We start from the raw sequence: 26,351 nt of genomic DNA, 5'->3' as shown, positions 1-26,351 counted from the left end.
CCTCGGGGTTAGGCGGCGGCCGCGGGTGCAGTGCCGGGAGTGGGGGAGGTCGCAGGCGCCGGGCGGGGACCGCCGAAGGCGCTGCGGACGAAGAGGATCATGGTGGGCACCACGTAGGCGGTCCAGGCGATCGCCTCGAGCACGGTGGTGGCCGGCGAGAAGTTGAAGATGCCCTTGAGGACGGTCCCGTACCAGGAGCTCGGAGGTACCTGAGCGGACACGTCAAACAGGTAGGTGTGGAGCCCAGGCAGGATGCCCGCCTCCTGGAGGTCGTGAACGCCGTAGGACAGCACCCCACCAGCAACGATGATGAGGAAGACGCCGGTCCACTGGAAGAACGCGCGCAGGTTGATGCGCACCGCGCCGCGATACACGATGACGCCGAGGATGACCGCGGTGGCAAGTCCAAGGCTCGCGCCGGCGATCGGGGCGGCCGACGATCCCGCGGCGGCGATGCCGGCCCACAGGAACAGGGCGGTTTCCAGGCCCTCGCGGCCCACCGCCAGGAGTGCCATGGTGACGATGGCACCCTTGCCGACCGCGATCGCGCGGTCCATCGACGACTCGAGGTGGGTGCGCAGGTGACGCGCAGTCTTGCCCATCCAGAAGATCATCCAGGTGATCAGTCCCACCGCGACGATGGAGAGGGAGCCACCGATGGCCTCCTGGGCCTCGAAACTGAGGCCCTGCGGCCCCAGCGTCAGGAGGGCGCCGAACGCGAACGAGACGGTGACGGCGATGGCGACGCCGAGCCAGACATAGCGGGTGAGGTCGCGTCGCTCGGTGCGCACCAGGTAGGCGATCAGGATGCCGACGACGAGGGAAGCCTCGAGTCCCTCACGGAGTCCGATGAGGAAGTTGGCGAGCATGAACGCGGCCCCCTGGCTTGGCGAAGGCGTCGCGACTGCGAGGCCTTCGCCACACTAGGGAAGGCCTCACCAACGTGTCAAGACTTTCGCAATGTTGAAGTTGCGTTAATGGGGGCGGCGTGCGGAGTGCCGCTACGCGATCTCGCAGATCACCGTGCCGGACGAGACCGATGCGCCCACGGCGTGGCTCAGCCCGGTCACCGTACCGGCCTTGTGAGCCACCAGGGGCTGCTCCATCTTCATGGCCTCCAGCACGACCACCAGGTCGCCCGCCTCGACGGTGGCGCCGTCCTCGACGGCCACCTTGACGATGGTGCCCTGCATGGGGGACGTCAGCGCGTCGCCCGTCGCGGCCCGCGAGGCGCCTCCCGCGCGTCGCGGGGTGCGACGAGGCGTAGCCGCGCCGCGCGCGTTGGCGCGACCGGCCCGTGCCAGCGACGCGGGGAGCACCACCTCGAGGCGCTTGCCTCCCACCTCGACGACGACGCGCTCGGTGGCGGCGGCATCGGCCACCTCTTCGACGCCCGCGCCCGCCGAGCCCGGCCTGGGCCACCACCTCGGCAAATTCGGACTCGATCCACGTGGTGTACACGCCAAACGTGCCGGACGTGGCAGCGAATTCGGGGGCGTCGAGGACCGCGCGGTGGAACGGCACCACCGTGGGCATGCCCTCGACCACCATCTCGGCCAGTGCACGACGGGCGCGCTGCAGCGCCTCGTCACGGGTGGCGCCCGTGACGATGACCTTGGCGATCATCGAATCGAAGTTGCCCGAGACGGTGTCACCCTGGCGGACGCCAGCGTCGATGCGGACTCCGGGGCCGGACGGGAAGACCAGCGTGGACAGCGTGCCCGGCGCGGGCATGAAGTTCCGACCAGGGTCCTCGCCGTTGATGCGGAACTCGATGGAGTGGCCGCGCGTCACGGGCTCAAGCACCGAGATGGGCTCGCCCGCGGCAATGCGGAACTGCTCGCGCACCAGGTCCACGCCCGTGACCTCCTCCGTCACGGGGTGTTCCACCTGCAGGCGCGTGTTGACCTCGAGGAAGGAGATGGTGCCGTCCACCCCGACCAGGAACTCACAGGTGCCGGCGCCCTCGTAGCCGGCCTCCATGAGGATGGCCTTGGAGGACTCGACCAGACGAGCGTTCTGCTCGTCGGTGAGGAACGGCGCGGGGGCCTCCTCGACCAGCCTTCTGGTGACGGCGCTGCAGCGAGCAGTCGCGCGTGGAGACGACCACGACGTTGCCGTGGCTGTCCGCGAGGCACTGGGTCTCGACGTGACGAGGCTTGTCGAGGAAGCGCTCCACGAAGCACTCGCCGCGGCCAAAGGCGGCGACGGCCTCGCGGGTAGCGGAGTCGAATAGGCTCGGGGATCTCGTCGCGCGTGCGGGCGACCTTGAGGCCGCGACCGCCACCACCGAAGGCCGCCTTGATGGCGACCGGAAGGCCGTGCTCGTCGGCGAAGGCGAGGACCTCGTCGGCGTTGGCGACGGGGTCCTTGGTGCCGGGCACCAGAGGAGCGCCTGCGCGCTGCGCGATGTGGCGCGCGCTGACCTTGTCGCCCAGGCCCTCAATGGCGGCCGGCGGCGGGCCAATCCAGGTGAGCCCGGCGTCGATGACAGCCTGGGCAAACGTCGCGTTCTCCGAGAGGAACCCGTACCCGGGGTGGATGGCCTCGGCGCCTGAGCGCTTGGCGACGTCGATAATCTTGACGATGTCGAGGTAGGTCTCCGCCGCGGTCGAGCCGCCCAGCGCATAGGCCTCGTCGGCGAGGCGCACGTGAGGCGCGTCGCGGTCGGGCTCGGCATACACGGCAATCGACGTGAGCCCGGCATCCGCGCAGGCGCGGATGACTCGGACGGCGATCTCGCCGCGGTTGGCGATCAGGACGGAGGAGAAACGGGACACGTGGCCACGGTAGCGCGCGGCCCTTGCGCTCCCACCGTCCGTGACGGGGCGGCGGGCAAGTTTGGCCCGGCGGGACACGTCACTCCGCGCGCTTTGTAGGGTATCGACAACGAACTTGGCGAATCCTTGGGTTACGTGCGCGTAGGTTGTGGCGGATCCACAATTGGCCGATGCCTCAGGCGATCCCGGGGCCGCGCCGGCTAAGCGCGCAGGGCGTGAATGGGCACGCCCAGTTCGGCCAGCAGATGGCGCAACAGAGGCAGGCTCACGCCCACCACGCCATGGAAGTCGCCGTCGATGCCGTCCACATACGGGCCACCCAGCCCGTCCACCGTGAACCCGCCCGCCACGTTCAAGGGCTCGCCGGTGGCGACGTAGGCGTCGATCTCCTCGTCGGTGAGAGCGGCGAAACGCACCGTGGTGGCGCTGGAGGCTCCCAGTGAGCCGCGGGAGCCGTCCTCGCGGTCATCGATCAGCCAGTGCCCCGTGTGGAGCACTCCGGTGCGCCCCCGCATGACGCGCCAGCGCTCGCGGGCCGTGGCCGCATCGCCGGGCTTGCCGTGGATGGCTCCGTCAATCTCGAGCATCGAGTCGCAGCCAAGGATGATGGCGTTCGTGTCGTACTCGGCGCCGATGTGCTCGGCCTTGGCACGTGCGAGGGCGAGTACCGCATCGGCCGGATCCGGCTCGCCCCACCCCTGGTCCGCGTGCAGGGCACGCAGCGAGGCGAGGACCGCGTCCTCGTCGACGCCGCTGACAAGCACCTCGGGCTCGATCCCCGCTGAGCGCAGGGTCGCGAGGCGGGCGGGGGACTGGGAGGCAAGCAGCAGCGGCACGGTCATGTCGCCGACCCTAAGCCACCCCCGTCAAATGGATCCATTTGGCTCGCCTAAGGCCCTAGACGCACCAAATGGATCCATTTGACGCTTCTAGGGCGTGGCGAGGTGGGGGCGACCGCCGCGGCGAAGGACTCCGCCGTTCGCCGGGCGACCTCAGCGAACGGCGCGGCCCAGACGTCCTCGTTGAAGATCTCCACCTCAACGTCGCCGTCATAGCCCGTTGCCTCGACGGCCGCCGTGAACGCAGCGAAGTCGATGACGCCATCGCCCATGTAGTGGCGACCCAGCAGCACGTCCGCCGGAAGCGGCGTGGCCCAGTCGCACACCTGGAACGTGGCGATACGTCCCTCGCGGCCCGCGCGGGCCACCTGCTCCAGGACGGCCGGGTCCCACCACAGATGAAACGTGTCGACCGCGACACCCACCACGGCCGGATCGTTCGGCGCGGCCAGATCAAGCGCCTGACCGAGCGTCGAGACCACCGCGCGGTCGGAGCAGTACATGGGGTGCAGGGGCTCGATGGCGAGGGTGACCCCCGCGGCGGCGGCGTCGGGCGCCAGGGCGGCCAGGGCATCGGCCACCCGGGCGCGAGCGCCAACGAGGTCGCGCGAGCCCGCCGGGAGTCCGCCGGCCACCAGCACCAGCACGGCGCGGGAGCCGGGCGCGCCGGCCGCGGCCAGCGCGGCCGTCTCCTCGATTGCCCGTCGGTTGTCGTCGAGCGACGCGGTGCGCTCGGGGCCGTCCGCCATGGTGAAGAAGCCTGCGCGGCAGTGGGTCGAGACGCGCAGGCCCGAGTCGGCGATCATGCGGGTCGCCTCCGCAAGCCCCACGGACTGGACGGGCTCTCGCCACGTGCCGATCGCCTCGTAGCCGGCGCCCTGTACGGCGGCGATGGCCTCCGCGAGGGTCGCGCGCTTGAGGGTCGCCTGGTTCATCGACAGGCGCGGGTGCGCGGTCATGCCGCCTCGATTCCGTTGAGGTCGAGCAGTGAACGCCAGCGGGCCGCCGCCATATCGGGGTGTTCGAGCGCGCCGCAGGCGTTGGCGAGTTCCACGATGCGCGACAGGTGCGGCAGGGAGCGAGCCGAGTGCAGGCCCCCGACCATCTGGAAGGCGGCCTGGTGGCCGTTGAGCCACGCCATGAAGGCGACGCCAGTCTTGTAATAGAACGTGGGGGCGGCGAAGATCTGGCGGCTGAGCGCCTCCGTGGGCTCCAGGATGGCGCGGTAGCGCTCCGTGTTTCCCTCTCCGAGCGCCTGGATGGCGCCCGAGGCGTGCGGCGCGAGCGCGGCGAATGCTCCCAGCAGTGCGTCGGAGCCGCCCTGCTCGTCGCCCTCGATGAGGGAGCAGTAGTGGAAGTCGTCGCCGGTGAACATGCGCGCGCCGGCGGGAAGGCGGCGGCGCACCGCGATCTCGGACTCGGCGTCCAGGAGGCTCATCTTGATGCCCGCCACGTTCTCGCGGTTCGTCTCGATGATGGCGACCACCGCATCGGCCGCGATCCTCCAGTCGTCGGAGCCGAAGTAGCCGGCGAGGTGCGGGTCGAAGGCCGTGCCCAGCCAGTGAAGGACCACGGGCGCGCTCGCGACCGAGAGGACCTCGTCGTAGACGCGGCGGTAGTCGTCCGCGGACTGCGCGGCGCGAGCCAGATGGCGGCTCGCCATGAGCACGGCCCCGGCGCCGGCGTCCTCGGCGTGGAAGAGCCTGCTCCTTGTAGGCGTCGATCACCTGGGGAAGAGAGATGACCTCGTCCTTGACGTGGTCCGTGTTGACCCCCACGACGATGCGGGCGCCTGCCGCGCTCGCCTCGGCGGCCGAGCGCGTGATGAGTTCCCGGACCGCGGCAGGGTCGAGACCCATGTTCCGCTGAGCGGTATCCATCGCATCGGCCACCCCAAGGCCCCACGAGAACAGATGATGGCGGAATGCCAGCGTCGCGTCCCAGTCGATATCCGCGGGCTGACCAGGGGCGTTGTCGGCCGATGCGCGCGGCACCACATGCGCCGCTGCGTACGCCACACGACCGGTGAGTGGGCCGTGGGGTCGGGTGGCCTGCGCCGCGGGGGCGAGCTCGACGGTGCGGGTGGAGCCGTCGGGCTCCACCAGGGTGAGGGTGTCGGTCATGGCGCGTCAGTGCTCCGTGCGGGCAGGCTCGCCGGTCTCGGCGCCCTCGACGGTGTCGGGGACGCGGTCCGCGGAGATCTCGGGGAGGTCGATCCGCGCACCGGTGCGGTGCGACTCGAGGCCCTTCTCCGCGAGCAGCATGCCGCGCGCGCCCGCCAGGAAGTCATAGCGGTGCTCGGTGTCCGCGACCACGTGCCGGATGAACTCCTCCCACTGCGCGCGGAAGCCATTGACCGATTCCTCGGTGTCCGGCACCTCGACCCAGGTGGAGTCGAAGTCGATCTCATTGCGAAGATCCGGGTTCCACACGGGCTTGGGGGTGGCGTTGCGTGGCTGGATCTTGCACCCGAACAGGCCCACCACCGCCGAGCCGTGCGTGCCGTCCACCTGGAACTCGACGAGGCTCGTCGCGGTTCACGCGCGTGGTCCACGACGAGTTGATCTGCGCGGTGATGCCGCCGGCGAGTTCGAAGATGCCGTACGCGGCGTCATCAGCCGTGGCGGCGTAGGCCGTGCCCGACTCGTCGACGCGCTCCGGGATCTCCGTGACCGCACGGGCATAGACGGATTCGACGCGCCCAAACAGGTTCTCGAGCACGTAGTTCCAGTGCGGGAACATGTCGACGACGATGCCGCCGCCGTCCTCGGCGCGGTAGTTCCAACTGGGCCGCTGGGCGGGGTGCCAATCGCCCTCGAACACCCAGTAGCCGAACTCGCCGCGCACGGACAGGATGCGCCCAAAGAAGCCCGAGTCGATGAGGCGGCGCTTGATGAGGCCGGGCAGGTAGAGCCTTGTCGTGGACGACGCCGTTCTTGATGCCGGCCTCCGTCGCCAGGCGGGCGAGTTCAAGCGCCTCGTCGAAGGTCTCCGCGGTGGGCTTCTCCGTGTAGATGGCCTTGCCTGCGGCGATGGCCTTCTTGATGGCGGCGGCGCGAGCCTTGGTCACGAGGAAGTCGGCGTAGATCTGCCACCGGTCGTCGGCAAGGGCCTCGTCGAGGTCGGTGGTGTAGTGCTCGATGCCGTGCTTCGCCGCGAGTTCGGCGAGCCTTGGCCTCGGACCTTCCCACGAGGATCGGCTCCACCTGGACCTTGGTGCCGTCGGGAAGGCTCGACGCCGCCGGCCTCCCGGATGGCCAGGACGGATCGCACCAGGTGCTGGCGGTAGCCCATGCGTCCGGAGACGCCGTTCATGATGATGCCGATGGTCTGAATACCCACGGTGGTGTCCCTCGCGGTCGGCCGCCCTGGCGTCGTTGCCAGGGGCGGGAACTGAGTTGGAAAGCGTTTACCGCACTGTACGCGGGCGTGGGGTGGGTGCGCAAGGGGTGGTTGCGCAAGGGGTGAGAGCGCAAGGGGTGAGTGCCGCGCCGCCTTCTTGCGTGAAGGCGATGGTTCGGGCATCGGGTGTTTGAGACGGCCGATGCCGGGGCGGCTGGGCAAGGTTGCCGCCGCGACGGGTCGGCGACGTCTCCGCCGTGGGGGCGGCGTGTGCGCGCGGTGGGTGTGAGGCCCGGCGCTAGCGCCGGGGCGTCGACTCCCGGATCGCCACCTCCGCGGTGATCGGCGCGGGGGTGGCGTCGCCATCGGCCAGGGCAAGGGCGAGTGCCTCCTCGCCCACACGCTCCAGCGGCAGACTCGCGGTGGTGAGGCGAGGGGTGACGTCGCGCAGCGTGGGGATGTCGTCGAACCCCGCGACGGCCACGTCCACGCCCGGCTCGAGGCCCGCGTCGCGCAGCGCGCTCATCGCGCCCACGGCCATCACGTCGTTCACGGCGAACACCAGGTCGATGCCGTCGATCCCGGCGCGCAGGAGCCTCTCCATCCCCTCGTAGCCGCCGTCTCGCGTGAACGCGGTCCAGACGATGCGGTCGCTGTCGACGCTCACGCCGTGTTCCGCGAGGCCTGCGATGAAACCATCGAGCCGGTCCGCCGCCGTCCGCAGCCCTGGCTTGCCGTGGTCGCCATCGGGCCCGGCGAGCACCGCGACGCGGCGGTAGCCGAGTCCCCGAGCGCGGCGCCGAGGGCCTTGGCGCCGCCATGGTTGTCGAGTCCGAGGGTGCGGAATGGGGCGTTCGCGGTGGAGATGAAGACCACGCGGCCACCGTCGGCCTCAAAGGTGGTGAGGCTCGCGGTGCAGCGCCTCGGCGTGGGGGTCGGCGGCGCGGCGCGATGCCGCGAGGATGATCGCGCGCGGACGTTGACCTCGGAGCGTGCGCACGAGTTCGACCTCGCGCTCGGGGTCTCGCCGGGTCTCGGCCATGGTGACGATGAGGTGGTTGTCCTCGGCGGCGCCCACCACGCCGGCCGCGATCGAGGAGAAGTAGGGGTCGGAGATGTCGCCGACCAGCAGGGCCACCGTGGTGGACGTGCCACGGGCCACCGCCTGCGCCGAGGCGTTGGCCGAGTACCCGAGCCGCTGCGCCGCCTCGAGGACGCGCTCGCGGTTGGCCGCCTTGACGTTGCGCGTGGACCCGTTGAGGGAGCGTGACGCGGTCGCGAGCGACACCCCCGCCTCGCGCGCGACATCGTGAAGGGTCACCGGAGAGGTGCGCGTGCTGTCGGTCACGAGGCGGCCTTTCGTCGTGGCGCACCGCGGCGCCGTGATGCGGGCGGCGGGGCCGTGGGGTCTCGCCATTGAGCGCGTGGCTGGCCGTCCGTGTCGCTAGCCTGGCACGGTCAGGCGCGGATGTCATGGACGGCGCGCAGAACCACCTGTACGTTGGATAGCGCTTTCCATTGTCGTCAAGCGCGACGCGACCCCTCGGGCGCGACGCAGGAGAGAGGTCGCCGATGACCGTTATCGCCGCCGAGGACCATGGCGACCGCGTGATCCTCCGCCACGCGGGCCGCGACCTTGCGCACTATGTGTACCGACCCACGGACGTCCGCCTCGAGTCGCCTCGCCCTTACCTCAGCCCCCTGCACACACTCGGCGGATCGCTGGTCTCCCTGTTTCGTCCGCACGACCATGTCTGGCACAAGGGCATCGCATGGTCGCTGCCCGTCGTGGGTGACGAGAACTTCTGGGGAGGCCCCACCTACGTGCGGGGCGAGGGGTACGTGCAGTTGCCGAACAACGGCATCCAGGCCCACGTGGGCTTCGCGAGCCTCGACGGCGGAGACGAGGCGCGCATCGTCCAGACGCTGGACTGGGTCACGGAGCCGGGCGAGCTCGTCTTCACGGAGGCGCGCGCGATCGGTGCGCGCATCCTCGACGACGCGAGCCTGGCTGCTCACATTCGAGACCCGCATGCGCAACGCCACCGAGCGCGCGATCGCCATCGGATCGCCCACTACGCGCGGCCGCGACAATGCCGGCTACGGTGGCCTGTTCTGGCGCGGCCCGCGCTCGTTCACCGGAGGCGCCATCCTGTCCCCGGCGGGCGAGGGCGGGGAGGAACTCCGAGGGAGCCGGGCTCCCTGGATGGGCTTTCGGGGGCGCCACGACGGCACCGACCTGGAGTCGACCGTGCTGATGGTCGACTCGCCATCAAACGCCGCCCATCCGCCCGAGTGGTTCGCGCGCACCGAGCAGTTCGCATGCCTGTGCCCCGCGCCGTTCTTCTCGACGGAGCGCCGCGTGGGGCCGGGGGAGACCATGACGGAGCGCTACGGCGTGGTGATCGCCGATGGCGGACTCTCGGCCGATGCCGCGGGTGCCGTGGCCGCTCGGGTCACCGCGCTGCTGGCGCAGCGCGCTGGTGGCGACGAGTGACCTCGGCGCCTCCGTTCCCCGCCGGAGCGCTCGCCAGCGACCTCGAGGTTTACTCCGCGGTTGCTCCCGACGGCCTCGCGGGCGGAACCCCGCACCTCCACACCGTCGCCTCCGAGGCCTACCTCGTGGTGGCCGGCCGCGGCGAGCCTTCACGCGGTGGACGGCTCGGGGTATTCGGTGACGCCGCTCGCCGCAGGCGACACCGTGTGGTTCTCGCCGGGGGTGGTGCATCGCGCCGTGAACCACGGAGGGCTGCGCCTGCGCGTGGTGATGTCCCACGCCGGGCTTCCCGAGGCGGGCGACGCCGTGATGACGTTCCCCGACGCGGTGCTCGCTGATCCCGCGCTCTACGCCTCCGCCGCGGCGCTTCCCGGACCCGACGCGTCGCCTCACGAGCGCCTCGCAGCCGCGCATCGTCGCAGGGACCTTGCCGTCGAGGGCTATGCGGACCTCGCGCCGGGTGGTGTGCTCGACCCCGAGGCGCTGGCCCGCCTGCACCGGCGCGCCGCCGCGCTGGTGCGACCGCGCGTCGACCGCTGGCAGTCGACATGGCGCAGCGCCCACGACGCCGCAGAGGCGGCCACCGAGGCCCAGGCTCGCGGCGCTCGCGGCAGGCAAGCCGGGCTCCCTCGCCTCCGGGCGCATCGTCCGACCGTCCACCGCCCCCGCCTACGGCATGTGCGGGCTCCTCACCACCCTCACCCTCGAAGGAGAGTCATGACCGCCACGTTGCGTGCCGCCATCATCGGCACGGGCGCCATCGCCCACGCCCACGCCGAGGCCATCGCCGCCCTCGACGGCGCGGACCTGGTCGCGGTGACCGACCGCGATCCCGAAGCCGCGCGACGGTTCGCCGATGCCCGTGGCGGCGCGGTGTACGACGACCTGGTGGCGCTGCTCGCCGACGCGCGTCCCGACGTGGTCCACATCTGCACCCCGCCGGGAGTCCATGCCGAGCAGGCGATTGCCGCCATGGAGGCTGGCGCCCACGTGGTGTGCGAGAAGCCCGCAGCGCTGTCGCTCGCCCAGTTGGACGCGATGATGGAGGCGTCTCAGCGCACGGGGAAGCGACTGTCCGTGGTGTTCCAGCAGCGCACAGGCACCGCCGCGGCGCACGTCAAGGGGTTGCTCGACTCGGGCGCGCTGGGGCGGCCCCTTGTGGCGGTATGCCAGACGCTGTGGTTCCGCGATCAGGCCTACTTTGACGTGCCGTGGCGCGGGTCGTGGGCGACCGAGGGTGGCGGGCCGACGCTCGGGCACGCCATCCATCAGATTGACCTGCTCGCCTACCTGTTGGGTGACTGGGAGTCGGTGCGCGCGGACCTGTGGCGCGTGGGCCGCGAAACGGGGACCGAGGACTCCTCGACGGCGACCGTCGCGTTCGCGAACGGCGCCATCGCGTCCGTGGTGACGTCAGCCGTCTCGCCTCGTGAGGTGAGTGCCATCCGGCTGGACACGGAAAAGGCCACGGTGACGCTGGAGCACCTGTACGGCCACGGACATGCGCACTGGCGGATCACTCCGGCGCCCGGCGTGCAGGAGTCCGAGGCGGCGCAGTGGGCGCTGCCGGCCGTCGAGGAGCCCAGCGGTCACGTGCCGCTGTTGCGCGGCGTGTATGCGGCGCTCGCTGAGGGAGGGGAGCCTGCCTCCTGAGGCGTCGGATCCCGCGCGGTCGTTCGAGATTGTCACGGCGGTGTACTCGTCGGCAGCCCACGAGGGGGCTCGCGTCACGCCCGCGCTCCTGCGCGCCGATGCCGCACGGATGGCGAGCCTCGAGGCGCCGGTCCTGGAGCGAAGGCCGGGGCGGTAGCGGTTGCCGCGGCGGCACGTTTGCTGGCGGGACATGAGGGTCAGATCTCGCGCGAAAGTGACCCCCATGTCCCGCTGGGACGTGTGGGGCGGGCGGGAGTGGTGGACGTGGGGGACGGGTGGCGGAGGCGATCGCCGGGCCGATGCGCACGGTAGGGTCGCCCGCGGTCGCATGGTCTCGAATCGGTCACAATTGAAACGTTTTTGCTCTGGCCGTTGACCGGGCACAGGTCATGGGTTACGTTACGGAGAGCGCTTTCCAAAGGAGGGGGCGCGGCGGCCCGCCCTGGCGGGCGGTGCACCACGAGAGAACAACGAAGTTTTCTGGGAGGAAGACCATGGTGAACGTTCACAAGCGCCGCCGCTTCATGGCGGTCGTCGCGCTCACGGCAGCCAGCGGCATGGCGCTCAGCGCCTGCTCATCCGGTTCCGACACGGACCCGAGCGCCTCAGGCTCCACGGGCGGCGAGGCCCAGGCGGCAAGCGGCGAAGACGTCACGCTCGACTTTGCCTTCTGGGGCAACGACGTCCGCGCGGACATGTACGAGCAGTCCATCGCGCTGTTCGAGGAGGAGTATCCGAACATCACGGTGAACTCCACGTTCCTCGACTACCCCGCCTTCTGGGAGAAGCGCCAGACTGAGGCCGCGGGAGGTGGCCTGCCCGACGTCATGCAGTTCGACTACTCCTACCTGCGCCAGTACTCGGAGAACGGCCTCCTGCTTGACCTCGGCCCCCACCTGGGCAACGAGATCGCGGTCGACGGACTTTCGGACCAGATCCTGGGCATCGGCGTGGTGAACGACGTCACCACCGGCATCGCCACCTCCACCAACGCGTGGGGCATGTACACCAACCCGCAACTGCTGGAGACGGCCGGCGTCGCCGAGTTCGCGGGCGGCACGTGGGACGACTACAAGGCGTGGGTCGCCGAGGTCACCGAAGCCTCCGGTGGCGAGATCTTCGGCGGTACCGACTACACCGGCCGCATCCAGAACTTCGAGGTCCAGTTGCGGGCCGAAGGCAGGAACCTGTTCAACGAGGACGGCACCCCCGGCTTCGACGAGGCCCGCCTCGCCGAGTTCTGGGAGTCCGGCGCCGACATGCGCGGCGACGGCGGTTCCGGCATCTCGCAGCAGCGCCTCGAGGAGCCTGTACCCGGTCTCGGGCTTCGGCTCCGCGCTGACCGCCTCCGAACTCACGTGGGACAACTTCGGCGCTGGCTACCTTGGAGAGCCTGGGCGAGTCCTACACGGAGCCTCGGCCTGGTGGCCCCGCCCGTGACCGTCGAGGGTGCGAAGGACCTCTACCTCAAGCCCTCGATGCTGCACACCATCGCGGCATCGACCGAGCACCCTGCGGAATCCGCCATGCTCGTCGACTTCCTGGTGAACTCGCCCGAGGTCGGCGCCATCTTCGGCACCAACCGTGGCCTGCCCGCCTCCACCACCATGCAGGAGGGCATCACGTTCGAGGGCCTCGACGCCCAGATCCGCGACTACGAGGCATCGGTCGCCGACCGCCTCGGCGACGCCCCGCCCGTCCCGCTCGTCGGCTACGGCACCCTCGAGGAGAAGTTCCGCGTCCTGGGCACGGAGCTCGGCTTCGGCACCCTCACGGTCGATGAGGCCGTCTCGCAGTTCTTCTCCGAGATGGACGTGGTCCTGGGCTCCTGACCCCGTCGCCCCGTGGGGCCCGAGACACCGCTCGGGTCCCACGGGGACACCCCACCATCGCGACGGAAGGAACCGTGGTGACCAGCACCGTTCACCGTGTCAACGAGGACACGGATCAGACGACCTCGACCCCGCATCACGCGACCGTCGCCGTCTCCCGCAAGCAGCGCCACTGGCGTGAAACGTTCGCCGGCTACGGCTTCCTCACGCCCTGGCTCATCGGCTTCTTTGGGCTCACGCTCGGGCCGATGCTCTACTCGCTGTACCTGTCGTTCACGCAGTACAACCTGTTTCAGCCGCCCCAGTGGATCGGCCTCGACAACTACGTCCGGCTCTTTACGGAGGACCCCAACTTCACGCAGTCGGTCAAGATCACGCTGATCTACGTGTTGGTCGGCACCCCCATCGGCTCGCCGCCGCACTCGGCGTCGCGATGCTCCTGAACTACCGCGACCGCGGCGCCGGGTTCTTCCGCTCGTCGTTCTATGCCCCGTCCCTCATCGGCGCCTCCGTGTCCGTGGCGATCGTGTGGCGCGCGATGTTCTCGTCGGACGGCCCGGTCGACAACACGCTGAGTCTCTTCGGCCTCAACATCGGTGGCTGGGTGGGCAACGTCGCCCTCGTGGTGCCCATGATGATCCTGTTGGCCGTGTGGCAGTTCGGCGCCCCCATGGTGATCTTCCTCGCTGGTCTGAAGCAGGTACCGCGCGAGTTGTACGAGGCTGCGGACATGGATGGCGCTGGGCCGGTCAAGAAGTTCCGGTCCATCACGTTGCCGATGCTGTCCTCGGTGGTGTTCTTCAACCTGTTGCTCGAGGCTCATCGGCGCCTTCCAGGTGTTCTCCTCGGCGTACATCATCTCCAACGGCACCGGTGGCCCCGCAGGCATGACGAACTTCTACACCTTGTACTTGTACAAGCGGGCGTTCAGTGACAGCCAGATGGGCTACGCGGCCGCCATGGCATGGGTGCTGCTCATCGTGGTCGCGATCATCGCCTTCGTGCTGTTCCGCACCTCGAAGTCGTGGGTGCACTACCAGGGAGACAACCGATGACCGGCAGGACCGACGTGTGGGTCAAGGACGATGCCGACCAGGAGCGCGTGGTCCAGCCGCAGCCCTACTGGAACCGCAAGCGCGTCACCACGCTCATCTGGTTCGTGGCGCTCGCGATCCTCACGGCCATCGTCATCTATCCGCTGATCTGGCTGGTGTTTGCCACGTTCAAGCCCTCCAGTGAGTTCGGACAGAACCAGGGGCTGATCCCCGACTCGCCCACGCTGGACAACTACCTGAAGGTGACGGAGGGCATCGCGGGTGTGCCGCTGTGGCGGTTCTTCGCCAACTCGGCGGTGATCGCGATCGCCGCCACGTTCGGCACGCTGCTGAGTTCGGCGATGGCGGCGTACGCGTTCGCGCGGATCCGGTTCAAGGGAGTGGGAGTCTTCTTCGCCGCGATGATCGGCACGCTGCTGCTGCCGTTCCACGTGGTGATCATCCCTCAGTACATCATGTTCAACAGGCTCGACATGATCGACACGTACTGGCCGCTCTTGCTGCCCAAGTTCCTCGCCACGGAGGCCTTCTTCGTCTTCCTGATGGTGCAGTTCATGAGGGGGATTCCGCGCGAGATGGACGAGGCAGCCCGCGTGGACGGCGCGGGTCACCTGCGGACCTTCACCTCGATCATGCTGCCGCTGATCCAGCCGGCACTGGTGACGAGCGCGATCTTCTCGTTCATCTGGACCTGGAACGACTTCCTCGCTCCCCTCATGTACATCACTAGCCCGGAGAAGTACCCGCTACCCATCGCGCTGCGGCTGTACAACGACCAGACCAGCACCTCGGACTACGGCGCGACGGTGGCCGCCGCCTTCCTCGCGCTGGTGCCCATCCTGCTGTTCTTCCTGGTCTTCCAGCGGTTCCTGGTCGCGGGCGTGGCCACGCAGGGGTTGAAGGGCTGACATGGCGACACCACGGCAGCGCCGCGCCGCCGCCAAGGCGGAACTCGACGGCACCGGCCCCACCCGCGCGGGGTGGTTGCCGCACGTGTGGCCCGGTGCTCACACCGGCTTCGCGCTGTGGGGAGAGGTGCTCCTTGCGGGCATCATGATCGCGCTCGCGGCGCTGCCGATCCTCACCGCGCCTGCGGCGCTGGCCGCGGGCGTCCGTCACCTCACCCGCTACCTGCGGGGCGAGGCGTCGCCGTGGCGCGAGTTCTGGGCCGACGTTCGTTCCGGTGCCGTCGGATCCGCGGGCATCGCGCTCGTGACGGCCGTGGTCGCCGGGGTCTTGGTCGTCGACATTCAGGCTCGCGGGCACGGGACTTCTTCCCGCCGGCGGCGTCATCGCGGTCATCGGCTGGGTGGGGCTCGTCGCCCTCGCGGTGCTGGTGATGGCAGCGGCCGGTCAGTGGGAGCCGTCGGCCGGATGGCGAGCGGCATGCGCCCGAGCCGTCGCGCAGTTGCGCGGTGACCTCGGGTCGGCGGCATACCTGGCGTGTACCGCGGTCTTCGTCGGCGTCGTCACCTGGATGTTGCCCCCGCTCGTGGTGCCCGCGCTCGGTTGCGCCGCTCTCGCGGTCGTTGCCATTCCCGCCAGGCCGCGCAAGGGTGAGCCCGAGCGCCTTCTCTGAATCCCCCGTGGCCGATGCGAGGGGCGACACTCCCTGGCGTGTCGCCCCTCGCATCGGCCACGCTGGGACCACTCGATCACGTGAAAGGAACACGCATGCATTACGGCGGCGACTACAACCCCGAGCAATGGCCCGAGGAGGTGTGGGCGGAGGATGTGGCGCGCATGCGCGAGGCCGGCGTGACCATGGTCAGCCTGGGCATCTTCGCGTGGAGCCGCCTCCAGCCCGCCGAGGGCGAGTTCGACTTTGCGTGGCTCGACCGCGTGATCGACCTGCTGCACGAGGGCGGCATCGCCGTGGACCTCGCGACCGCCACCGCGTCACCTCCGCCGTGGATGCACGAGGCGTACCCGGAGATCCTGCCCGTCACCGCCGACGGCGTCACCCTCGGCCCCGGCTCGCGCCAGCACTACGCGCCCAGTTCGCCCATCTACCGGCGTCTCGCCTCGGAGCCTGGTCACCGCGCTCGCCGAGCGCTATGTGAATCATCCCGGTGTCGTCATGTGGCACGTCAACAACGAGTACGGCTGCCACCTCCACGAGGACCACTCGCCCGCCGCCCAGGAGGCCTTCCGAGCCTGGGTGGAGGCGCGCTACGGCACGGTCGAGGCCCTCAACGAGGCCTGGGGTACCGCGTTCTGGTCGCAGCGCTACACCGCGTTTAGCCAGGTGCGCACCCCTGCGGCGGCGCCCTACAGCCACAACCCAGGCCAACTGCTCGACTTCAAGCGGTTCACCTCGGACATGCTGCTCGAGTGCTACCTCATGGAAAAGGAGATCATCCTCTCCGCGGGTGCCACACAGCCCATCACCACCAACTTCATGGGCCCCTTCAAGCCCGCCAACTACCCCCAGTGGGCGGAACACATGGACGTCGTCACCGATGACGCCTACCCCGACCCCGACGAACCCGAGTCGTTCCGCGACGCCGCCTTCCAGCGCGACCTCATCCGGTCCATGAAGCCGGGTGTGCCGTGGCTTCTGATGGAGCAGGTGACGGGCGCCCTGAACTGGCGTCCCACCAACGCTCCCAAGGCGCCCGGACAGATGGCCGCGCTGTCGATGCAGTGCATCGGGCGTGGCGCCGATGGGGTGTTGTTCTTCCAGTGGCGCCAGTCCCGCGCCGGCGCGGAGAAGTTCCACGCGGCGATGCTTCCGCATGCCGGTACCGACACGCGGATCTGGCGCGAGGTGACGGCGCTGGGTGCGGAGCCGGCGGCGCTGCCGCCGCTGCCGGCGGGAACGGCCGATGCGAGGGTCGCCCTCGTCATGGACTGGGAGAGCCTGGTGGGCCGTCGAAAGCCCCGATCACCCCTCCAACGTGCTCGACTACGTGGCGGTCCTGCAGCGCTGGTATCGCGCGTTGCACCGCAGGCACGTCATGGTGGACATCGTGCCGCCCGAGCGCGTGACGGCATCGGCTTACTCGCTGGTGCTCGCGCCTGCGTTGTACCTCCTGCGACCCGAGGGTGCTGCGGCGCTCGACGCGTTCGTGGCCGATGGCGGGCACCTGCTCGCGGGGCCGTTCACGGACGTGGTCGACGAGCGCGACGCGTTCCTCGACGGCGGCTTCCTCACGCGCCTCGGCGCGGCGCTCGGGGTGTCGATCGACGACTTCGGCGCGCTGGCGCGACCCGGTGCGGCCGGTCAGGGCGAAGCGCCCCTTGACGGGCCGTTCGGCACGGTCACCGGCACGCTGCTCGCAGAGGAAGTGGTGTTGCGTGGTGCCGCGCCCGTCGCGACGTTCGTGACCGGCCGCAGGGACGGTGACGCGGCCCTCACCGAGCACGCGTACGGCGCGGGGGTGGGGTGGTACCTCGCCACGGTGCCCGACGAGGCGGGGGCCGATGCCATCGCCGAGTGGGCGCTCGAGCGTGCAGGTGTCGCTCCGGTCCTCGCGGGCCTTCCCGCCACCGTCGAGGCTGCCCAGCGCGGCAACGTCGTCACGGTCATCAACCACGGTGACGCGGACGTGACCGTGGCGCTGGCGGGTCGTGACCTGCTCGCCGGGGCGCGGGTGGAGTCCGTCGCTCTCGCTCCGTACGGGTACGCGCTGGTCGAGCGGTCCTGACATGAGGATCGTCCTCGCCCCCGACTCGTTCAAGGGCACCGCCGAGGCTGGCACGGTCGCACACGCGATCGCGTCCGGCTGGGCTGACGTGCGCCCCAGCGACGAGGCGGTCATCCTGCCAATGGCCGATGGTGGCGAGGGCACCCTCGAGGCCTTGGCTCAGGCGCCTGGAGCGGTGCGCACGCCAGTGGCCGTCACCGGGCCGGACGGTCGGAAGGTCGAGGCCGAGTGGCTTGCTCTGCCCGGCGACCGCGGCACGGTGGGGGTGGTGGAACTCGCGTCGACGTCCGGGATCACGCTGGTGGAGCGGTTGGCGCCGCTGGACGCCCACACCGTGGGGTTCGGGCAGGCGATTGCCGCCGCGCTGGATGCGGGGGTCGACTCGCTGCTGGTCGCGATCGGGTCGTCCTGCTCAACCGACGGCGGCACCGGAGCGCTGGCGGCGCTCGGGGCGCGTTTTCTGGGCGCCGACGGCGCGGTCATCGCCCGTGGCGGACGTGGGCTCGGTGACCTCGCTCGCGCCGACTTCGCCGGTCTCAGGCCGCTGCCGCCAGGCGGGGCGAGCGTGCTGTCCGATGTGACGAGCCCCCTCCTGGGAGATGGGGGCGCCGCGGCGGTATTCGGCCCGCAAAAGGGCGCCAGCCCGCAGCAGGTGCGCGTGCTCGATGCCGGACTCGCACGCCTCGCCCAGGCCTGCCGCGACGCGGGACGGCCCGTCGAGCCTGGCCTGCCGGGAGCGGGCGCCGCGGGCGGTACGGGCTACGGCCTCGCCGTCTGGGGCGCCACGCTCGGCTCGGGGTCCGCGGCCGTGGCCCATGCCATCGGCCTGGAGACCGCGCTCGCGGGCGCGGACCTGGTCATTACGGGGGAGGGTGCGTACGACGGTCAGTCCGACGTAGGCAAGGTGGTCTCCGAGGTGCGGCGCCGCGCAGCCACCGTGGGGATACCCGTCGCTCTCGTGGCCGGACGCATCGACGCGGACACCGGTGATCTCGCCGCGGCGGTATCGCTGACCGACCTTGCGGGAGGGGCTGAGGCGGCCATGTGCGAGACGCTGCGGTGGGCGCGGGCCGCCGGACAGCGGCTTGCGGCGACGTTCGCGCCCTGAGGCCGGACTAGTCCCAGAGCGAGACCGTCAGGAGTTCGTCGAGCCGGGTGCGCACACGTGCGGGGATGTCCACCGAGGCGGGGTCGATGAGCCACTGAATCTGCAGGCCCTCCATGAGCGCCGTGAGCCTCCGCGGGCAGGTGTGTGACGTCGACGTCGGCGTGCACCATGCCCCGGCGTTCGAGGTCCCCGAAGGCCTGTGCGAGATGGCCACGAAGCCACGCGTAGCGCTCCACGAAGTACGCGTGCGCGGGATGCGTCGGCACGATCGCCTCAGTGGACAGCCGCGCGAAGAGCGCGATGACCTCGCGCTGCGTTGCGTTGTGTTCGAGGACCGCGAGCAGACGACGCAGGTACTCGGCTCCATCCTGATCGCGGCGCACTCCCTCGAAGAAGCGTTCCCCGTTGAGCCGGTCTCGCTCCTCGAGGACCGCGATGAGCAGGACATCCTTGGACGGGAAGTGGTGAAGGAGCCCCGCGCGGGATACCCCGCACGCCTCGGCGATGCTCACCATGCTCGCGCCCTCGAAGCCCGAGGTGGCGAAGGCCTCCAGCGCCGCGGAGACGATTTGCGCGCGGCGCCGCACGCCCTTGGGGTAGGTGCCACGCGTGGTGGAAGCAAGTTCAGTCATCGGACACGATCCTGCCCGATGCGCCGCGTCGCCACCACGAGAACCACCAGGGCGGCCGTGGCGGAGAGGAGTTCGCCAGCAGCCAGGGCGACCCACACCCCCGTTGCGCCGAGCCCGCCGAGTACCACGACGAGCGGCACCTTGAGAGCCAGCAGGGTGCCCACGGAGATCACGTACGACGGACCGGGGCGCCCCAGGGACTGGAAGTACGCCGCCACCAGGGGTGGGACGCCCGCGACGGCGACGCCGATGAGGATGACCCTGAGGGCATCGGCCGTCATGGCGGCTGTGGAGGGGGCCGCGACGAACAGCCCCACCACGGGCCGGGCCGCGAGGGCCAGCACGACCGCCACGACGGCACCGTAGATGAGCGTCGCGGCGAGGCTGAGTCGCAGGGTGCGACCCACCCGCGCGTGAAGGCCGCGGCCGGCGTTGTAACTCACGATGGGTTGAATGCCCTGAGTGATGCCGATCTGCGGCATGACCGCAAAGGTCCGCATGCGCTCGCTCACCGCGTAGGCGGCGAGCGCGGCCACACCCGCGGCCGCCAGAGCGCTGTTGGCGAGCGTCACCAGGAGCGTCGCGCCGAGGCCTGCGAGCAGCGACGGCGAGCCGATCTGCGCAATGGTGCCCACGGTCGCCGGATGCGGCACCAGGTCGCGCGCCGTCACCCGGTAGGGCCGGTCGCGGCGCGCGAAGAAGAACCACATCGCCATCGCCGCCGAGACGGCCTGTCCGCCCACGGTCCCCAGCGCAGCGCCGATAACACCCATGTCGAAGCCAAAGATGAGGAGCGGATCGAGGGTGATCTGGACGGCGACGGCCGCCACCCAGATCGCCGTCGAGAACCCCACGTGGCCCTCGGCCCGCACCACCGCGGAGAATCCCGTCGAGAGCACGGCTCCCGCGAGCAGCACGGCCGCGTATGGGCGGGCGTACGGCATCGTCGCATCGGTGGCGCCGACCAGGCGCAGAAGGGGGTCGAGGAACGCGAGGCCGATGCCCGTCGTCAGCAGCGCCGTGGTCCAGAACACGGTGAAAGCCGAGCCCGTGGCGCGCGCGGCGCCCGCCGTGTCGTGGGCCCCGAGGCTGCGCGCGACGACCGATGCCGCGCCCACCCCCACCGTCGTGGAGACCGCCCCGAGGAGCAGCAGGAGCGGGGCCACGAGGTTCACGGCGGCCAGCGCCGTCTCGCCCACCGCGCGCGAGACGAACCAGGCGTTAGTCAGGGCGTAGATGCCGTACACCCCGACGCCGAGCGTGGTCTGCGAACAGGACCACCACAGGAGCCGCCCGAGCGGGCGGTGCGCGAGGTCCTCGGCGCGATCGGGGCGGACGGTGGCACTCACGGTGTCAGGAGACGGGCTGGCTCTCGGCGCGCAGGGCGGCCATGATGAGGTCCATCTGCTCGCGAGCCATGTCATAGACCTCGGTGGTGGTGTGCCCGCGGTACTTGGTCTCGACCGTCATGATGACTGCCAGGTACAGCGAGTACAGGCGGCGGCGCGTGCGCTCGGACGGCGTGAGCGTGGTGAGGCCAAAGCCCTCCATGAACGCCTGGGGGTCGCCGAAGATCGGGATGTCCAGCCCGGTGAAGCCCGCCTCCATGATGGGGTCGCCCCAGATGGCGCGCTCGTGGTCGAGGATGGCGACGATCTTGCCGTCGCGGATCATCGAGTTCTTGTCCCATAGGTCCACCTCGGTCAGCCGCGGCTCCGTGACGTCGTCGAGCGCGTCCGCGTGCGCAGCGAAGACCGCGCGCACAGCCTCGGGGGAGTGACCCAGATCGATGCCCACGGCTACGCCATCGGCAAGGGTGTCGTCGACCATCGCCAGGAAGGCGTCGCGCCAGGTGGCGAAGCCCTCGCCGTCGAGCGCGCCAAAGCGCTCTCCAGCGACCTCGGTGATCTGTCGGTTGAGGGCGCCAAGCCGGCGATTTGCGTCGTAGATTTCCTCGGCGCTGAGGTGCTCGGAGGCGGCGAAGCCGAGGTTATGGCCCGCGATGCACTCCATGAAGAACAGATCGGCGTCCACGACCTCGTGGGTGAGGTCGACGTGGTCGATGCGGGGGATCGGCACCTCGGTGTGGGTGGCGACCAGGCGCATCGCCTCGAGTTCCGCGCGCATCATGCCCACCTCGCGGGTGAGGACCTGGACGTCGGCGGGCGGCGCGATCTTGAGGATGACGGGCCTGCCGTCGGCGAGCGTGATGCGGTAAATGACGTTGAACCAGCCGTCGGTGAGCTCCTCGGCGAAGTCGTCTCCCGCGGGAATGGCGGCGTCGCCGTATGCCCGGCCGACGAGGGTGCGCAGCACGTCGAGCGGCTGACGGTTCTTGGTGGTGCTCTCCATTGAGCGGCTCCTTGCGGTGTCTCGCCGCGCGCTCGCGCGGTGAGGGAACGCTACCACCAAAACCGACACTGCTGACGGTTTCTTAGACGCGTCAAATGGATCCATTTGGCTCGTTTAAGGCCTGAGGCGAACCAAATGGATCCATTTGACCGGGTCGTCAGCGGGTGGCGTCGGCCTCCACGTGTGCCGCCTCGGTCTCCTCAAGGGTGAGGCCGGGTTCGGCGGACAGTGCCTTGTCGCCCTTGGGCAGCGTCAGCAGCATGAGGGCCGCCGTCACGCCCGCGATGATGGCCGAGATCAGCATCGCGTGCTGGCTCGCGTCCATAAACGCGGTTTGGGCGACCTCGGCGATCTGAGCCGCAAGCGACGCTGCGTCGCCGCCGGTCGCGGTCATCTGCTCGGACACCGCCATGGCTCCCGCGAGCGAGTCGGACAACGCGGTGCCGGCATCGGCGGGAAGCGATGCCGCAGCATCGGCCACACCCTCGGTGTACTGGTTGGCGATGAGCGAGCCCAGCAGGGCGATGCCGAGCGACGCGCCCAGGCTCGCGGGTGGTGTCGTTCATGGCAGAGCCCATGCCGGAGCGGTTGCGCGGCACCGAGGACATGAGCATGTTGGTCGCCGGGGTCATGACCAACGCCATACCCGCGGTGATGATCGACATCGCGATGAAGAAGTCCCAGTAGGACGGCACGGTGGGCCACGTCGTCATGAGGAGGAAGCCCACGGCGATGATCGCGAGGCCAGGCACCACTGTCCAGCGCGTCCCGACCTTGGCGACGATGCGCGGCACCAGCGGGCCAAGGATCATCATGGGCAGCATCGGCGGGATCATCGCGACGGCCGAGGTGAGCTCGTCGTACCCCATGACCCTGGAAGATCTGGGTCATCGAGTAGAAGGCGCCGATCATCGCGAAGAACGTGAGGGTGACCGAAACGACCGACAGGGTGAAGCGGCGGCGCTTGAACAGGCTGAGGTCAAGCATGGGGTGCTCGACCCTGTTCTCCCACCAGATGAATGCGGCCAGCGCGAGCGCACCCACGGCGGCGGCGACGACCGCGAGGGTCTCCCAGCCGTGCGACGGGGCCTCCATGATCGTGTACACGATGCCTGCGAGGGCGAGCGTGACGAACAGTCCGCCGATCCAGTCGACGGGGGTCGCCTTCTCGTCCACTGATTCGGGGACGATGCGTGCCGTGATGGGGATGGCGATCAGGCCGAACGCGGCGCCCAGGAGGAACGCCGAGTGCCAGTCGAAGAAGTGCAGCAGGAGGCCGGTGAGGACCGAGCCGAGCATCATGCCCACGCCGGACACGGCTGCCCAGATGGCGATGGCCTTGGGGCGCTCCTTCGAGGGGAACACCACGTTGACGAGCGACAGCGTGGTGGGCATGACGAGCGCGCCGCCGATGCCCATGATGGCGCGCGACGCGATGAGTTCTCCCGCGGTGGTCGCGAAGAACGGCGCGTACGCCGAGGCTAGGGCGAAGATGACGAGGCCGACCATCATGACGCGCTTGCGTCCGTAGCGGTCGGCAATGGCGGCGGCGATGAACAGCAGCGCCGCGAAGACCAGGGTGAAGGCCTCCACCACCCAGGTGAGCCTGGAGCCTGTGTCATCGAGAACTCGACGGCCAGTTCCGGCAGGGCCAGGTTGAGGCTCATGTTCGCGATCATCGCGGTCATGAGGCCGAGGCAGAGGGTGGCGAGGATGGCCCAGCGGCGGCGGTACGTCGACTCGGAGATGCCCTCGGAGAGGGCCTCCTCGAGGTTCGCGTGCGTCGCGTCGGTTGACGTAGACACAGGTGTCTCCTGAGAACGGGGGAAGGGGATGATCCCGTCAGCGGGATATCGGTTACGATAATTCACGTGACGCGAACAATCAAGTTCGCGTGAAGCGAATTAATTCTCGAGGCGGCGGGACACACGGCCCCCGAGCCGACGAAGGAGCAAGCGATGAACCGCGAGGAGAGGATCGCCGAGGTGCTGGGGCTCCAGCATCAACTCATGCGCACGTCCATGCGTTACCACTCGCGCACGATGGCGTACGAGGGGCTGACGCCCGCGCAGTTCCACCTGCTCGTGTTCCTTCACGGCAGCGAGGGCGTCCCCACGGCGGAGGCGGCTGACGCGCTCGGCGTGAAGCCCAACATTGCCTCCGGCGTGGTCCAGAGGGTCGTCGACCGTGGCTGGGTGAGTCGTCACTCCTCGCCCGATGACGGCCGTGTGCGGCTCCTGTCGCTGACGGACGCCGGGGTGGAGCCTGGTCAACGAGGCCGTGGCTGAAGCCGAGCGCGGCTTCGTGTCGCACCTCGACGTCCTGAGCGACGAGCAGATCGAGCAGGCTTGCAGCGATTATGGCGACGATTGTGGCCGCGGGTGGTGGCCTCGACGCCTGATGAGGCGGCGGGAGGGCCGCTGCGTCAGCCGACGCGCGTGAGGCCCGTGCCGTCCGCAGCGGTGGTGTAGAAGGCGTCCGTGTAGTCGTCTCCCACGCTGAACGTGACCTCCACCGGGCCCACGGGTTGGGCAAAGGTCTCGGAGTCGATGTCGCCGTCAGAGGTGCGGTGCACGGAGAACGTGGCGTCGCCCATGCCTTCCAGGCCCGCCTCCGCGGCGGCGGCCTCGGCCGCGGACGCGAGCGTGTCCCACGCGACGTCCTCGAGGCCGAACTGTTCCTCCGCGACGTCGGGCTGGATGATGGCGGCGCCATCCCCGCTGACCTCGCCACGCCTGTACATCCAGGAGTCGGTGGCGACCTCGCCGGGAGTGAGGGGGCCTCGACGATGACCATGTCGTCCATGACCACCACCGAACTCACCGTGTCGTGGCCGATCGCAGCGACGAGGGAGTCGAGCGCCGTGGCAAGCGATGCGGGCTTGCGGAGGTCGGCATGCAGGCGTCCTTCCGGGATCGCGTCGAGCGTCTGCTCAAGTGCCGGGCGGTAGGGCAGGACCACGAGGATGGCCGCGGCGGCGAAGGCTACGACGTAGAGCAGGGCGCGCCAGGGGCGTCCCCCACGCCCGATCCCGAGCAGTGGACGCGGACCGAATCCTGTGGTGGCGCCGTCCTCGAGGTCACGGCGAGGCGCGTCGCCCGGCGCGGGCAGTCGCAGTCCATCGACGTCGGCGGGAATGGCATCGCTCAGTGCGACACCGCCGCTGGGTGACAGGGCGACGCGATGCTCGGTCCCGGGTTGGAAGCGCGGCACCTCCACCGTGGTGAGGAGTCGTCGCGTGGTGGTGGCGAACGGGGAGTCCGTCAGGGTCGCCACCGTGATGTCGAGGTCGCACACCGGCTGCTCGTTGATCCGCAGGCCGGTCTCGCGCACCGCATCGACTCTCGCGAGGCCGATGCGCCCTGCGGCGATCGCCTCGGCAAGTTGTGCCTCGGTAGGGCCGGCCATCCCCCTCGTCGAGCGTCCGATCGAGACGAGCACGCTCGCGACGATGGTGAGCGTGAGGCCGACCGGCAACGCCCAGACACCCGCCCCTGGTGGACCGACCACCATGACGACGCCGCCGCCGACGAGAATGCCAAGGCCGATCGCAATGAGGAGTCGAAGCACCGGTTCATCCTAGGTGCGGCGAGGCGGTGGTGCGGCGAGGCGGTGGTGCGGCGATCGTTACCGGTCGCCGCCGGAGTCAGGCCTGGGTCAGGTCCGAGTCCATGGAGGCGCACTGCTGGGCAACGGCGCCTGGTAGCAGGCTGTGTGAACAACTCCGCGAGTTCGCTGCGAAGGTGCTCGGGAACGCGGTCGAGCAACGCCTCGCGCTTGATGAGGTCATATGCGTCGCGGGCCTCGCCGACCACGCGCACGCCCTCGTCCGTCAGCACGGCCCAGTTGGCGCGACGGTCGTGCTCGCACGCTTTGCGCGCCACCAATCCTTCCGCCTCAAGGCTTGCTGATGGTGTGGGACAGGCGCGACAGCGACGAGTCGGCGGCCTTCGCCACCTCGGCGAGCCTGCAGCGTGCCGTCGGGGTGCGCGTCGAGGGTCGACAGGATCGTGAACTGGAAGTGGTTCAGGCCCGTCAGGGCGCGCAGTCGCTCGTCGAGCGCGGCGGGGACGGTCGTCAGCATGGCCGAAAACCGGCGCCACAGGAGTTCGTCCTGGGTGCTCAGCGTGCGGGTGGCCTCGACAGTCATGGGGCTCAGGATACCTCGCTTGACGGTTCAACGAAAGACCACTACTGTCGCCTAAGTTGAATCGACAATGATTGAACCGTCAAGTGAAGGAGTCCGTTGTGACTATCGCCTACTGGATCGTCGCCGCGATCCTTGCCCTCGTCTTCCTCGCCGCCGGTGCGAGCAAGCTCGTCCAGTCGGAAGAGAAGGCGCGTGCCTCCGTCCTTCCCGAGCGCCGCTCGCTCGGCACCGAGCGCTTCATCGGCGCCGTCGAGGTCGTCGGCGCCCTGGGCCTCATTCTGCCCCCGCTGACCGGCATCGCCGTCATTCTCGCGCCGGTGGCGGCCGTCGGCCTCGCCGTCACCATGCTGATCGCGGTCGCGGACCACGTGCGCCACAGCGAGCCGTTCCCGCCCGCGCTGGTGCTGATGGTCGTCTCGATCGCCGTCGCCGTGCTCGGCTTCCTCGCCTGGGCCTAACTC

General features: G+C 69.8%; 23 protein-coding genes and 10 pseudogenes. 15 read left to right on the top strand and 18 right to left on the bottom strand.

Going from position 1 to position 26,351, the window contains the following annotated elements; translation table 11 throughout:
• Positions 1 to 8: 8 nt before the first annotated feature.
• The 9 genes and pseudogenes from efeU to QQK48_RS19035 all read right to left on the bottom strand — a co-directional run bounded on the left by efeU (position 9) and on the right by QQK48_RS19035 (position 8,309).
• On the bottom strand, positions 9 to 869 hold the full coding sequence (gene efeU / locus QQK48_RS04480) for an iron uptake transporter permease EfeU (RefSeq protein WP_284327629.1): 861 nt from the start codon (positions 867 to 869) through the stop codon (positions 9 to 11).
• A 132-nt stretch (positions 870 to 1,001) separates the two neighbouring features.
• Positions 1,002 to 2,780 (bottom strand): annotated as a pseudogene (locus QQK48_RS04475) (acetyl/propionyl/methylcrotonyl-CoA carboxylase subunit alpha).
• Between the two features lie 200 nt (positions 2,781 to 2,980).
• A complete protein-coding gene (locus QQK48_RS04470; protein ID WP_284327628.1) occupies positions 2,981 to 3,622 on the bottom strand; it encodes a Maf family protein in 642 nt (213 codons plus the stop codon).
• A 47-nt stretch (positions 3,623 to 3,669) separates the two neighbouring features.
• Positions 3,670 to 4,578 (bottom strand): sugar phosphate isomerase/epimerase family protein, encoded by a 909-nt coding sequence (locus QQK48_RS04465; protein ID WP_284327627.1) that lies wholly within the window; start codon positions 4,576 to 4,578, stop codon positions 3,670 to 3,672.
• Positions 4,575 to 5,742, bottom strand: a pseudogene (locus QQK48_RS04460) (dihydrodipicolinate synthase family protein). The gene QQK48_RS04465 and the pseudogene QQK48_RS04460 overlap by 4 nt, the downstream one beginning before the upstream one ends.
• A 6-nt stretch (positions 5,743 to 5,748) precedes the next feature.
• A pseudogene (locus tag QQK48_RS04455) lies at positions 5,749 to 6,934 on the bottom strand (Gfo/Idh/MocA family protein).
• A gap of 325 nt (positions 6,935 to 7,259) precedes the next feature.
• Complete coding sequence (locus tag QQK48_RS19045) at positions 7,260 to 7,724, bottom strand: LacI family DNA-binding transcriptional regulator (RefSeq protein WP_348523441.1); 465 nt, start codon at positions 7,722 to 7,724, stop codon at positions 7,260 to 7,262.
• Positions 7,625 to 7,837 carry a hypothetical protein gene (locus tag QQK48_RS19040; RefSeq protein WP_348523818.1) on the bottom strand — a complete coding sequence of 71 codons (213 nt, stop codon included), beginning with the start codon at positions 7,835 to 7,837 and terminating at the stop codon, positions 7,625 to 7,627. Before QQK48_RS19040 ends, QQK48_RS19045 begins: the two co-directional genes overlap by 100 nt.
• Before the next feature lie 16 nt (positions 7,838 to 7,853).
• Complete coding sequence (locus QQK48_RS19035; RefSeq protein WP_348523440.1) at positions 7,854 to 8,309, bottom strand: LacI family DNA-binding transcriptional regulator; 456 nt, start codon at positions 8,307 to 8,309, stop codon at positions 7,854 to 7,856.
• Positions 8,310 to 8,533: 224 nt separating this feature from the next.
• Between QQK48_RS19035 and QQK48_RS04445 the strand changes: the two are divergent.
• From QQK48_RS04445 to QQK48_RS04390, 12 genes and pseudogenes are all read left to right on the top strand, one after another.
• A pseudogene (locus tag QQK48_RS04445) lies at positions 8,534 to 8,902 on the top strand (DUF6807 family protein); the annotation flags it as partial.
• A gap of 91 nt (positions 8,903 to 8,993) precedes the next feature.
• Complete coding sequence (locus QQK48_RS04440) at positions 8,994 to 9,458, top strand: DUF6807 family protein (RefSeq protein ID WP_284327626.1); 465 nt, start codon at positions 8,994 to 8,996, stop codon at positions 9,456 to 9,458.
• A gap of 156 nt (positions 9,459 to 9,614) precedes the next feature.
• Positions 9,615 to 11,111 (top strand): Gfo/Idh/MocA family protein, encoded by a 1,497-nt coding sequence (locus QQK48_RS04435; protein WP_284327625.1) that lies wholly within the window; start codon positions 9,615 to 9,617, stop codon positions 11,109 to 11,111.
• 494 nt (positions 11,112 to 11,605) lie between these two features.
• Positions 11,606 to 12,943: an ABC transporter substrate-binding protein gene (locus tag QQK48_RS04430; RefSeq protein ID WP_284327624.1), complete on the top strand. Its 1,338-nt coding sequence runs from the start codon at positions 11,606 to 11,608 to the stop codon at positions 12,941 to 12,943.
• A 77-nt stretch (positions 12,944 to 13,020) separates the two neighbouring features.
• Positions 13,021 to 13,998: pseudogene (locus tag QQK48_RS04425) on the top strand (carbohydrate ABC transporter permease).
• Positions 13,995 to 14,906 (top strand): carbohydrate ABC transporter permease, encoded by a 912-nt coding sequence (locus tag QQK48_RS04420; RefSeq protein WP_284327623.1) that lies wholly within the window; start codon positions 13,995 to 13,997, stop codon positions 14,904 to 14,906. Before QQK48_RS04425 ends, QQK48_RS04420 begins: the two are co-directional and overlap by 4 nt.
• A gap of 1 nt (position 14,907) precedes the next feature.
• A complete protein-coding gene (locus QQK48_RS04415; protein WP_284327622.1) occupies positions 14,908 to 15,417 on the top strand; it encodes a YesL family protein in 510 nt (169 codons plus the stop codon).
• A complete protein-coding gene (locus tag QQK48_RS04410) occupies positions 15,407 to 15,577 on the top strand; it encodes a hypothetical protein (RefSeq protein WP_284327621.1) in 171 nt (56 codons plus the stop codon). The genes QQK48_RS04415 and QQK48_RS04410 overlap by 11 nt, the downstream gene beginning before the upstream one ends.
• A gap of 14 nt (positions 15,578 to 15,591) precedes the next feature.
• Positions 15,592 to 15,966: pseudogene (locus QQK48_RS19030) on the top strand (beta-galactosidase); the annotation flags it as partial.
• Positions 15,967 to 16,078: 112 nt separating this feature from the next.
• A pseudogene (locus QQK48_RS04400) lies at positions 16,079 to 16,729 on the top strand (beta-galactosidase); the annotation flags it as partial.
• A gap of 97 nt (positions 16,730 to 16,826) precedes the next feature.
• Positions 16,827 to 17,648, top strand: a complete 822-nt coding sequence (locus QQK48_RS04395; RefSeq protein ID WP_284327620.1) for a beta-galactosidase — start codon at positions 16,827 to 16,829, stop codon at positions 17,646 to 17,648.
• A 1-nt stretch (position 17,649) separates the two neighbouring features.
• A complete protein-coding gene (locus QQK48_RS04390; RefSeq protein ID WP_284327619.1) occupies positions 17,650 to 18,756 on the top strand; it encodes a glycerate kinase in 1,107 nt (368 codons plus the stop codon).
• Positions 18,757 to 19,196: 440 nt separating this feature from the next.
• Here the strand turns inward: QQK48_RS04390 and QQK48_RS21210 are convergent.
• From QQK48_RS21210 to QQK48_RS04365, 7 genes and pseudogenes are all read right to left on the bottom strand, one after another.
• Positions 19,197 to 19,388: pseudogene (locus tag QQK48_RS21210) on the bottom strand (TetR/AcrR family transcriptional regulator); the annotation flags it as partial.
• A complete protein-coding gene (locus tag QQK48_RS04385) occupies positions 19,385 to 20,737 on the bottom strand; it encodes an MATE family efflux transporter (protein ID WP_284327618.1) in 1,353 nt (450 codons plus the stop codon). The pseudogene QQK48_RS21210 and the gene QQK48_RS04385, both read right to left, overlap by 4 nt.
• A 4-nt stretch (positions 20,738 to 20,741) precedes the next feature.
• On the bottom strand, positions 20,742 to 21,740 hold the full coding sequence (locus QQK48_RS04380; protein WP_284327617.1) for a phosphotransferase family protein: 999 nt from the start codon (positions 21,738 to 21,740) through the stop codon (positions 20,742 to 20,744).
• Between the two features lie 157 nt (positions 21,741 to 21,897).
• Positions 21,898 to 22,152 (bottom strand): hypothetical protein, encoded by a 255-nt coding sequence (locus QQK48_RS04375; RefSeq protein WP_284327616.1) that lies wholly within the window; start codon positions 22,150 to 22,152, stop codon positions 21,898 to 21,900.
• A 196-nt stretch (positions 22,153 to 22,348) separates the two neighbouring features.
• Positions 22,349 to 22,552, bottom strand: a pseudogene (locus tag QQK48_RS21205) (hypothetical protein); the annotation flags it as partial.
• Positions 22,553 to 22,688: 136 nt separating this feature from the next.
• Positions 22,689 to 23,333: pseudogene (locus QQK48_RS21200) on the bottom strand (MFS transporter); the annotation flags it as partial.
• The gene (locus QQK48_RS04365; RefSeq protein WP_284327614.1) at positions 23,249 to 23,545 is read right to left on the bottom strand and encodes a hypothetical protein; all 297 of its coding nucleotides are present in this window, start codon (positions 23,543 to 23,545) and stop codon (positions 23,249 to 23,251) included. The gene QQK48_RS04365 and the pseudogene QQK48_RS21200, both read right to left, overlap by 85 nt.
• Before the next feature lie 153 nt (positions 23,546 to 23,698).
• Here QQK48_RS04365 and QQK48_RS04360 point away from each other — a divergent pair, with 153 nt between their 5' ends.
• Positions 23,699 to 24,028: a MarR family winged helix-turn-helix transcriptional regulator gene (locus tag QQK48_RS04360; RefSeq protein WP_284327613.1), complete on the top strand. Its 330-nt coding sequence runs from the start codon at positions 23,699 to 23,701 to the stop codon at positions 24,026 to 24,028.
• Positions 24,029 to 24,165: 137 nt separating this feature from the next.
• Here the strand turns inward: QQK48_RS04360 and QQK48_RS04355 are convergent, their stop codons facing one another.
• A complete protein-coding gene (locus QQK48_RS04355) occupies positions 24,166 to 24,483 on the bottom strand; it encodes a hypothetical protein (protein ID WP_284327612.1) in 318 nt (105 codons plus the stop codon).
• An 86-nt stretch (positions 24,484 to 24,569) separates the two neighbouring features.
• Here QQK48_RS04355 and QQK48_RS04350 point away from each other — a divergent pair, with 86 nt between their 5' ends.
• Entirely contained in the window at positions 24,570 to 24,911 is a 342-nt protein-coding gene (locus QQK48_RS04350; protein WP_284327611.1) for a hypothetical protein, read from the top strand.
• A gap of 661 nt (positions 24,912 to 25,572) precedes the next feature.
• On the opposite strand, the gene QQK48_RS04345 is transcribed toward QQK48_RS04350, so the two are convergent.
• On the bottom strand, positions 25,573 to 25,890 hold the full coding sequence (locus QQK48_RS04345) for a hypothetical protein (RefSeq protein WP_284327610.1): 318 nt from the start codon (positions 25,888 to 25,890) through the stop codon (positions 25,573 to 25,575).
• A 98-nt stretch (positions 25,891 to 25,988) separates the two neighbouring features.
• On the opposite strand from QQK48_RS04345, the gene QQK48_RS04340 reads away from it, so the two are divergent.
• The gene (locus QQK48_RS04340; RefSeq protein ID WP_284327609.1) at positions 25,989 to 26,348 is read left to right on the top strand and encodes a DoxX family protein; all 360 of its coding nucleotides are present in this window, start codon (positions 25,989 to 25,991) and stop codon (positions 26,346 to 26,348) included.
• The last annotated feature ends 3 nt before the right edge of the window (positions 26,349 to 26,351 follow it).

It is taken from the genome of Demequina litorisediminis (genome assembly GCF_030161615.1).
Classification (GTDB): Bacteria; Actinomycetota; Actinomycetes; order Actinomycetales; family Demequinaceae; genus Demequina; species Demequina litorisediminis.
This window is presented reverse-complemented; position numbering and strand designations above follow the sequence as displayed.